At 59.3% G+C, this 11,593-nt stretch carries 15 protein-coding genes; 8 read left to right on the forward strand and 7 right to left on the reverse strand.

The window, feature by feature from the left end; all coding sequences use genetic code 11:
* The first annotated feature begins 80 nt into the window (after positions 1-80).
* Positions 81-698 carry an FKBP-type peptidyl-prolyl cis-trans isomerase gene (locus JH25_RS08025; protein ID WP_014719893.1) on the forward strand — a complete coding sequence of 206 codons (618 nt, stop codon included), beginning with the start codon at positions 81-83 and terminating at the stop codon, positions 696-698.
* 60 nt (positions 699-758) lie between these two features.
* On the opposite strand, the gene JH25_RS08020 is transcribed toward JH25_RS08025, so the two are convergent.
* The 3 genes from JH25_RS08020 to JH25_RS08010 form a co-directional block, all read right to left on the reverse strand.
* Positions 759-1,016, reverse strand: coding sequence for a PA4570 family protein (locus JH25_RS08020; protein WP_005791321.1), 258 nt, complete (start codon positions 1,014-1,016; stop codon positions 759-761).
* A gap of 159 nt (positions 1,017-1,175) precedes the next feature.
* Positions 1,176-1,517 (reverse strand): zinc ribbon domain-containing protein YjdM, encoded by a 342-nt coding sequence (locus JH25_RS08015; protein ID WP_005791320.1) that lies wholly within the window; start codon positions 1,515-1,517, stop codon positions 1,176-1,178.
* Positions 1,518-1,698: 181 nt separating this feature from the next.
* Positions 1,699-2,667: a polyprenyl synthetase family protein gene (locus JH25_RS08010; RefSeq protein ID WP_005791318.1), complete on the reverse strand. Its 969-nt coding sequence runs from the start codon at positions 2,665-2,667 to the stop codon at positions 1,699-1,701.
* A gap of 239 nt (positions 2,668-2,906) precedes the next feature.
* Here JH25_RS08010 and rplU point away from each other — a divergent pair, with 239 nt between their 5' ends.
* The 7 genes from rplU (at position 2,907) to JH25_RS07975 (ending at position 8,545) form a co-directional block, all read left to right on the forward strand.
* Positions 2,907-3,221: a 50S ribosomal protein L21 gene (gene rplU, locus JH25_RS08005; RefSeq protein ID WP_003176051.1), complete on the forward strand. Its 315-nt coding sequence runs from the start codon at positions 2,907-2,909 to the stop codon at positions 3,219-3,221.
* 34 nt (positions 3,222-3,255) lie between these two features.
* Complete coding sequence (gene rpmA, locus JH25_RS08000; protein WP_003176049.1) at positions 3,256-3,513, forward strand: 50S ribosomal protein L27; 258 nt, start codon at positions 3,256-3,258, stop codon at positions 3,511-3,513.
* A gap of 192 nt (positions 3,514-3,705) precedes the next feature.
* On the forward strand, positions 3,706-4,929 hold the full coding sequence (cgtA, locus tag JH25_RS07995; protein ID WP_032879532.1) for an Obg family GTPase CgtA: 1,224 nt from the start codon (positions 3,706-3,708) through the stop codon (positions 4,927-4,929).
* Positions 4,930-5,038: 109 nt separating this feature from the next.
* Entirely contained in the window at positions 5,039-6,157 is a 1,119-nt protein-coding gene (gene proB / locus JH25_RS07990) for a glutamate 5-kinase (protein WP_005791305.1), read from the forward strand.
* Positions 6,158-6,173: 16 nt separating this feature from the next.
* The gene (locus JH25_RS07985; RefSeq protein ID WP_032879534.1) at positions 6,174-6,638 is read left to right on the forward strand and encodes a CreA family protein; all 465 of its coding nucleotides are present in this window, start codon (positions 6,174-6,176) and stop codon (positions 6,636-6,638) included.
* 101 nt (positions 6,639-6,739) lie between these two features.
* Positions 6,740-7,222 carry a glutathione peroxidase gene (locus tag JH25_RS07980; RefSeq protein ID WP_032879536.1) on the forward strand — a complete coding sequence of 161 codons (483 nt, stop codon included), beginning with the start codon at positions 6,740-6,742 and terminating at the stop codon, positions 7,220-7,222.
* Positions 7,223-7,441: 219 nt separating this feature from the next.
* Positions 7,442-8,545, forward strand: coding sequence for an NADH:flavin oxidoreductase (locus JH25_RS07975; protein WP_032879538.1), 1,104 nt, complete (start codon positions 7,442-7,444; stop codon positions 8,543-8,545).
* A gap of 49 nt (positions 8,546-8,594) precedes the next feature.
* Here JH25_RS07975 and JH25_RS07970 read toward each other — a convergent pair whose 3' ends face one another.
* The 4 genes from JH25_RS07970 to cysZ form a co-directional block, all read right to left on the reverse strand.
* Positions 8,595-8,774, reverse strand: coding sequence for a hypothetical protein (locus JH25_RS07970; RefSeq protein WP_032879540.1), 180 nt, complete (start codon positions 8,772-8,774; stop codon positions 8,595-8,597).
* 26 nt (positions 8,775-8,800) lie between these two features.
* Positions 8,801-9,346, reverse strand: coding sequence for a hypothetical protein (locus JH25_RS28735; RefSeq protein ID WP_164699531.1), 546 nt, complete (start codon positions 9,344-9,346; stop codon positions 8,801-8,803).
* A gap of 234 nt (positions 9,347-9,580) precedes the next feature.
* Entirely contained in the window at positions 9,581-10,759 is a 1,179-nt protein-coding gene (locus JH25_RS07965) for a glycosyltransferase family 4 protein (RefSeq protein WP_032879541.1), read from the reverse strand.
* Between the two features lie 54 nt (positions 10,760-10,813).
* The gene (gene cysZ, locus JH25_RS07960) at positions 10,814-11,578 is read right to left on the reverse strand and encodes a sulfate transporter CysZ (protein ID WP_032879542.1); all 765 of its coding nucleotides are present in this window, start codon (positions 11,576-11,578) and stop codon (positions 10,814-10,816) included.
* Positions 11,579-11,593 lie beyond the last annotated feature (15 nt).

The raw sequence follows: 11,593 nt of genomic DNA on the forward strand, positions 1-11,593 counted from the left end.
TGCTCTTGTGTGCTAGTCTGCGGGCCCTTTTAGTTCTGGGCAGCGCGGGAAACCCTGTTGTCCTACAGCGGAGCCTCTTCATGTCCGAAGTTAATCTGTCCACCGACGAAACCCGCGTCAGCTACGGTATCGGCCGTCAGTTGGGCGACCAACTGCGCGACAACCCGCCGCCGGGCGTGAGCCTGGACGCAATCCTGGCCGGCCTGACCGACGCATTTGCAGGCCAGCCGAGCCGTGTTGACCAGGAGCAAATGGCTGCCAGCTTCAAAGTGATCCGCGAGATCATGCAAGCCGAAGCCGCTGCCAAGGCTGAAGCCGCCGCGGGTGCCGGCCTGGCTTTCCTGGCTGAAAACGCCAAGCGTGATGGCATCACCACCCTGGCTTCCGGCCTGCAATTTGAAGTGCTGACTGCCGGCACCGGCGCCAAGCCGACCCGTGAAGATCAAGTGCGTACCCACTACCACGGCACCTTGATCGACGGCACTGTGTTCGACAGCTCCTACGAGCGCGGCCAGCCTGCAGAATTCCCGGTTGGCGGCGTGATCGCCGGCTGGACCGAGGCCCTGCAACTGATGAATGCCGGCAGCAAATGGCGTCTGTACGTGCCGAGCGAACTGGCTTACGGCGCTCAAGGCGTTGGCAGCATCCCGCCGCACAGCGTTCTGGTATTCGACGTCGAGCTGCTCGACGTTCTGTAAGACCTGCTGGTTACCTGTTGGGACGAACGCGTTCGCCCCAACAGGCATTTGCCAGTTTCTTCATGGATGGAACTTGCCATTCAAATCGGTCGCCGGGCGCAATGCTCGGGCATAGCAGAACAGAAACAAATTCCTCACCACTTCTTTCAGTACTCCAGGCTCACTGGAACTCAGGCCATTGACGTCCAGGTCACCCTGGTCCTGTAGTTCGTTCAGCGCTTCTTCCTCAAGCACCGCACAGACTTCGCCGGTTTCCCGATGCAGGATTCGCAGGTAAGGGTGGGGGCGATCCAGCCAGGCATCTATCAAATAAGTCATGGTCGTTCTCCTTGATGAGTTTCAATGAGAATAATTCTTATTCGTAGAATAGCAAGTATCTATTGGCGGTTTCCGGGTTTTTTTGTGTGGATATTGTTTTCGATCAATCAGGAGGGCGAAACGCCATCCCGCGGCGGGCGCGGGATGGATGCAGCAGCTTCAGACCTTGCGCACGAACTCGGACTTGAGTTTCATCGGGCCGATACCGTCGATCTTGCAGTCGATATCGTGGTCTCCGTCGCACAGGCGGATGTTCTTGACCTTGGTGCCGACCTTGACCACCAGTGAGGTGCCCTTGACCTTGAGGTCCTTGATCACGGTGATGGTGTCGCCGTCCTGCAGGACGTTGCCCACAGAGTCTTTCTTCACGGTCTCATCGCCGGCCACTTCGGCCTCGCCATTGGCGGACCACTCATGGGCGCATTCCGGGCAGACCAGTTGGGTGCCGTCTTCGTAGGTGTATTCGGAATTGCATTTCGGGCAGGGTGGCAACGTGCTCACTAAAGCTCCTTGAGATTCAGGGATGACTAAAAGTCGCACATTATATAGGGTTTTGCGGCGAGAGCGGGGAGGTCAGTGGTGAATGCGATCTAAATGTGGGAGCTGGCTTTCCTGCGATAGCGATGGTGAGTTCACTACCGTCATCGCAGGCAAGCCAGCTCCCACATTAATCAACGCGGAATCAGTGAGTACGGGCCACAGCGAACTCACTCAGTTCCACCAATGCATCCCGGTATTCACTGGCCGGCAAGGCTTCCAGGCACTGGATCGCCCGCGCCACGTAGTCACGCGCCAGTTGCGCGGTGTACTCCAGGGAACCGGAGGCTTCGACGGCGGCACGGATGGCCTCCAGGTCTTCGATCCCGCCTTTCTGGATGGCCTTGCGCACCAGGGCGGCCTGTTCCGGCGTGCCTTCGCGCATGGTGTAGATCAGCGGCAAGGTTGGCTTGCCCTCGGCCAGGTCGTCACCGACGTTCTTGCCCAGGGTTTCGGCGTCGCCCTTGTAGTCGAGCAGGTCATCCACCAGTTGGAACGCCACGCCCAGGTGATCGCCAAAGGTACGCAGGGCTTCGGCCTGTTCGGCGGTGGCGCCACACAGCGCGGCAGCGCTGTGGGTGGACGCTTCGAAGAGCATCGCGGTTTTGCCGCGAATCACTTCCATATAGGTTTCTTCGGTGGTGCTGGCGTCGCGGACCTTGGACAGCTGCAACACTTCGCCTTCGGCGATGATGCGCGTGGCCTGTGAAAGAATCTTCATCACCGGCATCGAGCCCAGTTCGACCATCATTTCGAACGAGCGCGAGTACAGGAAGTCGCCCACCAACACGCTGGGTGCGTTGCCCCACATGGCATTGGCGGTCTCGCGGCCACGCCGCATACCGGACATGTCGACCACGTCGTCATGCAGCAGGGTGGCGGTGTGCAGGAACTCGATGGTCGCGGCCAGCAAGCGCAGGTCATCGCCTTCGCGGCCCAGCGCCTTGCCACACAGCAGTACTAATAAAGGACGCAGGCGTTTACCGCCCGCCGACGTAATATAGTCGCCAATTTTGGAGACCAGCGGCACTTTAGACGTCAGCTGCTGCTTGATGATGCCGTCGACGGCGCTAAAATCGTCCGCGACCGCGCGGTAGAAAGCTTGGGGTTGCATCAGCGACAGTCGCTCCAGAAGGGTTGCGCGGCATGCTAGGACCCTGACCCCGCAGTGTCAAGGCGCGATAGACGGCCCCTTGCAAGCCTCCCATAGCTTGCGTACAATCGCGCACCCTGAACTTCCTGGGCAGCACCTGCCTTACGCAATTGCATTCGGGACGTCCATCCCATGCAGCCATGCCAGCCAATACCTCTTCTTATAAAGCGCTGGGTGAGCAGGATTATCGGAGAAATACCATGTCGTACGCAGTAATTGTTACTGGTGGCAAGCAATACAAAGTCGCCCCAGGTGAATACCTGAAGATCGAAAAACTGGAAATCGCTACTGGCGAATCCGTTACTTTTGATCGCGTTCTGTTGGTCGCCAATGGCGATGACGTGAACATCGGCGCTCCAGTTGTTGCTGGCGCTACCGTTGTGGCTGAAGTGATCTCCCAAGGTCGTCACGATAAAGTCCGCATCATCAAGTTCCGTCGTCGTAAGCACCACATGAAGCGTATGGGCCACCGCCAGTGGTACACCGAGATCAAAATCACCGGTATTCAGGCTTAATTTCAGCCTAATTCCTCACTAGGAGAATTGACTCATGGCACACAAAAAAGCTGGTGGTAGTACCCGTAACGGTCGCGACTCAGAAGCCAAACGCCTTGGCGTGAAGATGTATGGCGGCCAGAAAATCATTCCGGGCAACATCATCGTGCGTCAGCGCGGCACCCAATTCCACGCCGGTTACGGTGTTGGCATGGGTAAAGATCACACCCTCTTCGCTAAAATCGAAGGCGTGATCAAGTTCGAAGTAAAGGGCGCGTTCAACCGCCGTTACGTGAGCGTTGTCGCAGCTTAATTGCGAGATCGCTGGAAAAGCCCTGTCTTGCGACGGGGCTTTTTCGTTTGTGGAGTGAGTCTCTTGCAAAGCTGTTTGTGATGAGCTCAGGCGCAAGTTTGCGGTCGCTGATTGAGGTCGCTGCGCTCATTTTTGCAAGAGTCTTATGTCTTGGTTTCTTAAGCTCGTCCATGCGGCGAGAGGCGTTTTGTTATGAAGTTCGTTGATGAAGTTTCCATCCGAGTAAAAGCAGGCGACGGCGGTAACGGTTGCATGAGTTTCCGTCGCGAAAAATTCATCGAAAACGGTGGTCCGAACGGCGGTGACGGCGGTGACGGTGGCTCCATCTACATGATGGCCGACGAAAACCTCAACACCCTGGTCGACTACCGTTACACCCGGCACTTCGATGCCGAGCGTGGCTCCAACGGCGGCAGCACCGACTGCACCGGCAAAAAAGGTGAAGACCTGATACTGCGCGTACCGGTCGGCACCACGATCATCGATTCCGCGACACAGGAAGTGATTGGCGACCTGACCAAGGCCGGCCAGAAACTGATGGTTGTGCAGGGCGGCTGGCACGGCCTGGGTAACACCCGATTCAAGTCCAGTACCAACCGTGCGCCGCGCCAGACCACGCCGGGCAAGCCGGGCGAACAGCGTGACCTGAAGCTGGAAATGAAAGTACTCGCCGACGTGGGCCTGTTGGGCCTGCCGAACGCCGGCAAAAGTACCTTCATCCGCTCGGTATCGGCCGCCAAGCCGAAGGTCGCCGACTACCCGTTCACCACCCTGGTGCCAAACCTGGGCGTGGTCAGCGTCGACCGCTGGAAGAGCTTCGTGGTTGCCGACATTCCTGGCCTGATCGAAGGGGCTTCCGACGGTGCTGGTCTGGGCATTCGCTTCCTCAAGCACTTGTCCCGCACCCGTTTGCTGCTGCACCTCGTCGACATGGCGCCGCTGGATGACACCAGCGCTGCGGATGCCGCCGAAGTGATCGTCAGCGAGCTGACCAAGTTCAGCCCGGCCCTGGCCGAGCGTGATCGCTGGCTGGTCCTGAACAAGTGCGACCAGATCCTTGAGGAAGAGCACGAAGAGCGCGTCAAGGAAATCGTCGATCGCCTGGAATGGGAAGGCCCGGTCTATGTGATCTCGGCCATTGCCAAAGAAGGCACCGAACGCCTGACCCGCGACATCATGCGTTACCTGGAAGACCGAGCCGACCGCCTGGCGGCCGACCCGGTATTCAAGGCCGAGCTTGCCGAGCTTGACCAGCAGATCGAAGACGAAGCCCGTGCCCAGTTGCAGGCCCTGGACGACCAGCGTGCCCTGCGCCGCAGCGGCGTGAAGTCGGTCCATGACATCGGCGACGATGATTGGGACGAAGAAGACGTGGATGATGAAGACGGTCCGGAAATCATTTACGTGCGCGATTGATTCGTTGCGATAAACTTGAACGCCGCTCCCTGGAGCGGCGTTTTGGTATCCGGGTATAACGTTATGGGCGGCGCTGGGTCGCGCGGCCCTCACTCTAAGGTTGAAGATGATGCGGAGCAAAGTGACAGGTGCGCAGCGCTGGGTCGTGAAGATCGGCAGTGCGTTGCTGACGGCCGATGGCAAGGGGCTGGATCGCGCAGCCATGAGCGTCTGGGTCGAGCAGATGGTGGCCTTGCATGAGGCCGGTGTCGAGTTGGTGCTGGTGTCGTCCGGGGCTGTTGCCGCCGGGATGAGCCGCCTCGGCTGGACCGCGCGACCCAGCGCGATGCACGAACTGCAAGCCGCCGCGGCCATCGGCCAGATGGGCCTGGTGCAAGCCTGGGAGTCCAGCTTTGCCGAGCACGGCCGCCACACGGCGCAGATCCTGCTGACCCACGACGACCTGTCCGACCGCAAGCGCTACCTCAATGCCCGCAGCACCTTGCGCGCCTTGGTGGAGCTCAAGGTCATCCCGGTCATCAATGAAAACGACACCGTGGTCACAGACGAAATCCGTTTCGGCGACAACGACACCCTGGCTGCGCTGGTGGCCAACCTGGTGGAAGCCGACCTGTTGGTGATCCTCACCGACCGCGACGGCATGTTCGACGCCGACCCGCGCAACAACCCCGATGCCCAGTTGATCTACGAAGCCCGCGCCGATGACCCGGCACTGGATGCGGTCGCCGGCAGTGTCGGCGGTGCTCTGGGCCGTGGCGGTATGCAGACCAAACTGCGCGCCGCTCGCCTGGCTGCGCGTTCCGGTGCCCATACCATCATCGTTGGTGGGCGCCTGGAGCGTGTGCTGGATCGCCTCAAGGCCGGTGAGCGCATCGGTACGCTGCTATCACCGGAACGCGGCATGCTGGCAGCGCGCAAGCAGTGGTTGGCCGGGCATCTGCAAACCCGTGGCACCCTGGTGCTGGACGAGGGCGCGGTGTCGGCGTTGTCCCAAGGCAACAAGAGCTTGCTGCCGGTGGGCGTCAAGCTGGTGCAGGGCAGCTTCCGCCGTGGCGAAATGGTGGTGTGCGTCGCGCCGGACGGTCGTGAGATTGCCCGTGGCCTGGCCAACTACAGCGCCCTTGAAGCACAGAAGATAATTGGACAATCGTCTGACGCGATTGTCGGACTCTTGGGTTACATGGCGGAACCGGAACTGGTGCACCGCGATAACCTCATCCTGGTTTAAACGAAAGGAATACCCGATGCGTGTAATGAAGGGATTACTCGGCCTGTTATTGCTCATGCCACTGCTGGCCTCGGCCGAAGAAATCGCCCAGGTCTCGACGGTGTTCAAGTTTGTCGGCCCTAACGACCGGATTGTGGTCGAGGCGTTTGACGACCCCAAGGTTGACGGCGTGACCTGCTACCTGTCGCGTGCCAAGACCGGCGGCGTCAAAGGCGGCCTGGGCCTGGCCGAAGACCGCGCTGAGGCCTCGATTGCCTGCCGCCAGGTTGGCCCGATCCATTTCAAGGGCGAACTCAAGGACGGGGACGAAGTCTTCAAGGAACGCACCTCCCTGGTGTTCAAGACCATGCAGGTGGTGCGTTTCCTCGACAAGAAGCGCAATACCCTGGTGTATCTGGTCTACAGCGACCGCCTGATCGAAGGCAGCCCGCAGAACGCGGTGACGGCGATTCCGATTCTGCCCTGGCCGACCGCTCAGTAACCTGCAGGCGAGTTTTGTCACCGGCGTCTATGATTGAAGACTCGCCGGTTGTAAGCTCCGAGAGCTGCAATGCAAAGAATATGGGATATCTGGAGTTCGTCATGAGTGCTTTCCACGATCTGAAACTCAAAGCCCTGGACGGACAAGAGCTACCGCTGGCGCCCTTCAAGGGCCAGGTTGTGCTGGTGGTCAATGTGGCGTCCAAATGTGGTTTGACCCCGCAATACGCGGCGTTGGAAAACCTCTACCAGCAATACAGGGACCAGGGATTCACGGTGCTCGGCTTGCCGTGCAATCAGTTTGCAGGCCAGGAACCGGGGACCGAACAAGAGATCCGCGAGTTCTGCAGCCTGAACTACGGGGTGAGTTTTCCCCTGGGCAGCAAGCTCGAGGTCAACGGCCCGGATCGTCATCAGCTGTACCGCTTGCTGGCAGGTGAGGGCGCCGAGTTTCCAGGGGACATCACCTGGAACTTCGAGAAATTCCTGTTGGGTAAAGATGGCCGGGTACTCGCGCGCTTCTCGCCGCGTACGTCCCCGGACGACCCGACTATCATGCAGGCCATCGAAAAAGCCCTGAGCTGAAACACACCCACTGTAGGAGCGAGCTTGCTCGCGAAGATCGCCAACGATAACGCGTTGATCCTGACTTAACGCGTGTTCCCGGATTCTTCGCGAACAAGCTCGCTCCTACAGGTATTCGGCTACTTCTACCCCTTTAATCACCCAGATCAATAGTGCTACTAAGCGCTGCACACTCACCATATTATCCGCGTCATAAATCCCGTCCTGGTGGAGTGCTCCATGCCTGTCCAAGCCTTGTTCAAACCCTTCCAACTCGGTGGACTGCAACTGTCGACCCGCGTGGTCATGGCGCCCATGACCCGTTCGTTCTCTCCGGGTGGTGTACCCAACTCCAAGGTCATCGAGTACTACCGTCGTCGTGCGGCGGCCGGTGTGGGCCTGATCATCACTGAAGGCACCGTGGTCGATCACCGGGCGTCCAACGGCTACCCCAACGTCCCGCACTTCTACGGTGAGGCCGCGCTGGCCGGCTGGAAGAAAGTGGTCGACGCGGTACACGCCGAAGGCGGCAAGATTGTCCCGCAGTTGTGGCATGTGGGTAGCGTGCGCCGTATTGGCACCGAGCCTGATGCCAGCGTGCCTGCTTATGGCCCGATGGAAAAGCTCAAGGACGGCAACGTGGTTGTGCACGGTATGACGCAACAGGACATCAGGGACGTGATCAACGCCTTCGCCCAAGCTGCCAGTGACGCCCAGGCGATCGGCATGGACGGTGTAGAAATCCATGGCGCCCACGGTTACCTGGTGGATCAATTCTTCTGGGAGGGCAGCAACCAGCGCACCGACGAATACGGTGGCAGCCTAGCCAACCGTTCGCGCTTTGCCATTGAGCTGATCGAGGCCACCCGTGCTGCTGTAGGGCCGAATTTTCCGATCATCCTGCGTTTCTCGCAGTGGAAGCAGCAGGACTACACCGCACGCCTGGTGCAAACCCCTGAGGCGCTGGGTGAGTTCCTCAAGCCATTGGCTGAGGCCGGCGTAGATATTTTCCACTGCTCCACTCGCCGTTTCTGGGAGCCGGAGTTTGAAGGCTCCGACCTCAACCTGGCTGGCTGGACGCGTCAGCTCACGGGTAAGCCGACTATCACCGTGGGCAGTGTTGGCCTGGATGGCGAGTTCCTGCAATTTATGGTCAACACCGACAAGGTCGCGCAACCTGCCAGCCTCGAAAAGCTGCTGGAGCGCCTGAATAACGATGAGTTCGACCTGGTGGCCGTAGGGCGTGCGCTGCTGGTGGATCCTGATTGGGCCGTGAAGGTGCGCGAAGGGCGTGAAGGGGACATCTTGCCCTTCAGTCGCGACGCGTTGACCACTCTGGTGTAAAAGGCTGGACTCCCTGTGAGCGTCACAGGGAGTTTCTTCTCTTTAGCGATTAATACTCTGGTCGCTTATTCAACTCTTTACTGTGATCAGTCTTGAGCGTGTCTTTATGGCCAGGCTGGCCGTAGATTGGCGGTTCAGCACGGGCTTGATCCAGCCATTGTTGCTGCTGGGTCCATTGCGCGGTTGGCATGTTGACACCATTGCGTACACCCATTCCATAAATTGACATGTTCCGTATCTCCTGGGGTTGGCTGATCAATAGGGGCGTACTGGCTGCGTCAGGGTTTGGTCGTATGGATGTGTGGGTTGCTGTGGACGATGCGAGCCGTAGTCGGGGCGTGTGGGCTGATGTGGACGATGCCAGCCGTAATCGGGTTGTGAGGGTTGCTGCGGACGATGCCAGCCGTAATCGGGTTGTGAGGGTTGCTGCGGACGATGCCAGCCATAATCGGGTTGTGTGGGTTGCTGCGGACGATGCCAGCCATAGTCGGGGTGTGTGGGTTGCTGCGGACGATGCCAGCCATAGTCGGGACGTGTAGGTTGCTGCGGGCGATGCGAGCCGTAGTCGGGACGTGTAGGTTGCTGCGGGCGATGCGAGCCGTAGTCGGGACGTGTAGGTTGCTGCGGGCGATGCGAGCCGTAGTCGGGACGTGTAGGTTGCTGCGGGCGATGCCAGCCGTAGTCGGGACGTGGGGGTTGCTGCGGGCGGTACCAGCCATTGTCGGGCCCCGTAGGCCTCTGGCTGAAGGTATCGGTAGTCGGGTACCGTGGAACCATGGATTCGTTTATCAGTGTCGACATAGTTATCTCTTAAGTTTCCATCATGAATGCCTGCCTCTTGGGTGCGATCTGTAAAAGACACCCCTGATAAGACAGGTGTCATGTGGGTGGTGATAAATCCTGCAGCGTTCCAGAAATATCCTGTGTGGGGGCGCTTATTCAGGCGCTCTGGCGCGAAAAAGCCTAACGCCTGGGCCATTACTCGGGGGCTCGTCTGTCAGGCAGGTGAAGTGACTTACAGTCATTGCTGAGTCTTCAGCCTGCGTGCGGCTGTGTTGGGACGATAAAATGTTCCCCACACACACCTCGTAACTGCTGCTCGAACTGTTCGACAATCGCTGGCCAGCCCTGGCGGCTCGCGTGTTGACGCGCGTTGAGGCGCATACGGCGTAGACTCTCTGCGTCCTCCAGCAGCCAATTGGCGGCATCGCAAAACGCATTTTCGTCACCCGGCATCGCCAGCACCCCGTTGTAGCCGTGACGAATATGCTGTGTGGCGGCAGCCTGGTCGTAGGCCACCACCCCCAACCCTGACGCCATGGCCTCCAGTACCACATTGCCAAAGGTTTCGGTCAGGCTGGGGAACAGGAACACATCGCCGGACGCGTAATGACGAGCCAGTTCTTCACCGCGCAAGGCACCGCAGAAAATTGCTTCGGGAAGGTCCTTTTCCAGCATTGCTCGTTGTGGTCCATCACCGACGATGATCAGTTTCATCTGACGCAAGGGGTATCTGTTCTGCAAGGTCTCGAAACAGCGCTTGAGCAGGCCCAGGTTCTTTTCCTGGGCCAGCCGCCCTACATGCAGCACTGCGATTTGCTCATTATTCAAGGCCCAGCTTTCCCGCAGAGCGCTGTCGCGTTTGGCGGGGTGGAACAATTGGCTGTCGACGCCTCTGGCCAACATCCCCAGGCGCTCAAAATGCCGACGCTCCAGTTCCAGGCGCTGACTGGCGCTTGGTACCAGGGTCAGGCTCGATCGGTTGTGAAACCAGCGCAGGTAATGGGTGACCATGCGACTGAGCAGGCTCAAGCCGTACTGGTTCGAATACTGCTGGAAGTTGGTATGAAAGCCGCTGACAACACTGATTCCCAAACGCCGCGCCGCACGCAGAGCGGATAAACCCAACGGCCCTTCGGTGGCGATATACAACACGTCCGGGCGCTGGCGGCTCCAGCGTCTGAGCAGTTTGCGCATCGACGATTGGCCCCATTGCAGCCCTGGGTAACCGGGTAATGGCCAGCCGCGGCACAGCAGCAGTTGATCGTCACTCGGTCGGCTCTGATCAGCGCCCTGGCGTGGACGCACCAGTTCGACCTGATGACCACGCGAGCGCAAACCCTCGCACAGGCGGCCAAGGGTATTGGCCACGCCGTTGATTTCCGGCGGGAAGGTTTCGGTAATGAGGGTGATGTGAAGCGAGGCTGTCGTCATGACCCACAGTGTCACCGCGGGCCATGTCGCCATTGTGTCTGAGTGATGATGGATTTATGACGGGGTCACGGCCTGCTGCGTCATCGCCTCGGCACCTTGCTCACGCACCCAGAACAACGTCGCCCCGGCGACTGCCGCCGGCATCATCAGCAGGTTGACCACCGGCACCAGCAGCACCAGATAGACAACACCGCCGAAGCTCATGCTCTGCCAGCGCTTCTGGCGCAGCCAGGCGAGCATCTCGTTCCAGCCCAGTTTGTGGTTGTCGGCCGGGTAGTCGATGTACTGGATTGCCATCATCCATACGCCAAAGAGCAACCACAGCGGCGCAGCGATCAGGTTGACCACTGGAATGAACGACAGGATAAACAGTCCGATAGCTCGTGGCAGGAAGTAGCCCAGCTTGCGCATTTCCCGGGCCAGGGTACGCTGCACCATGGCGATCAACTCACCCCAACTGAACGCCGGAAAGTCATCGGTGCCGCGCACCACCACTTCAACCTTCTCCGAGAGAAAGCCGTTGAACGGCGCTGCGATGATATTGGCGAGCATGGTGAAGGTGAAAAACACCATCAGCACCACCAACACCACAAACAATGGCCACAACAGGTAATTCAGAAAACTCAGCCAACTGGGCAGCGTCGGCATCAGATGGTCGACCCACAGGCTGAACTGATGGCCGGCGAAATAGATCAAGCCGACGAACAGCACCAGGTTGATCGCCAGCGGCAGCAGCACAAACAAGCGCAAGCCGGGGCTCAACACCAGTTTGAGGCCTTCACGCAGGTATTGCGGACCGGAAAGAGCGGGGGCGGGCATGGTGAACTCCGAGCA

The sequence above is a fragment of the Pseudomonas sp. BRG-100 genome (assembly GCF_000737955.1).
Lineage (GTDB): Bacteria > Pseudomonadota > Gammaproteobacteria > Pseudomonadales > Pseudomonadaceae > Aquipseudomonas > Aquipseudomonas synxantha_A.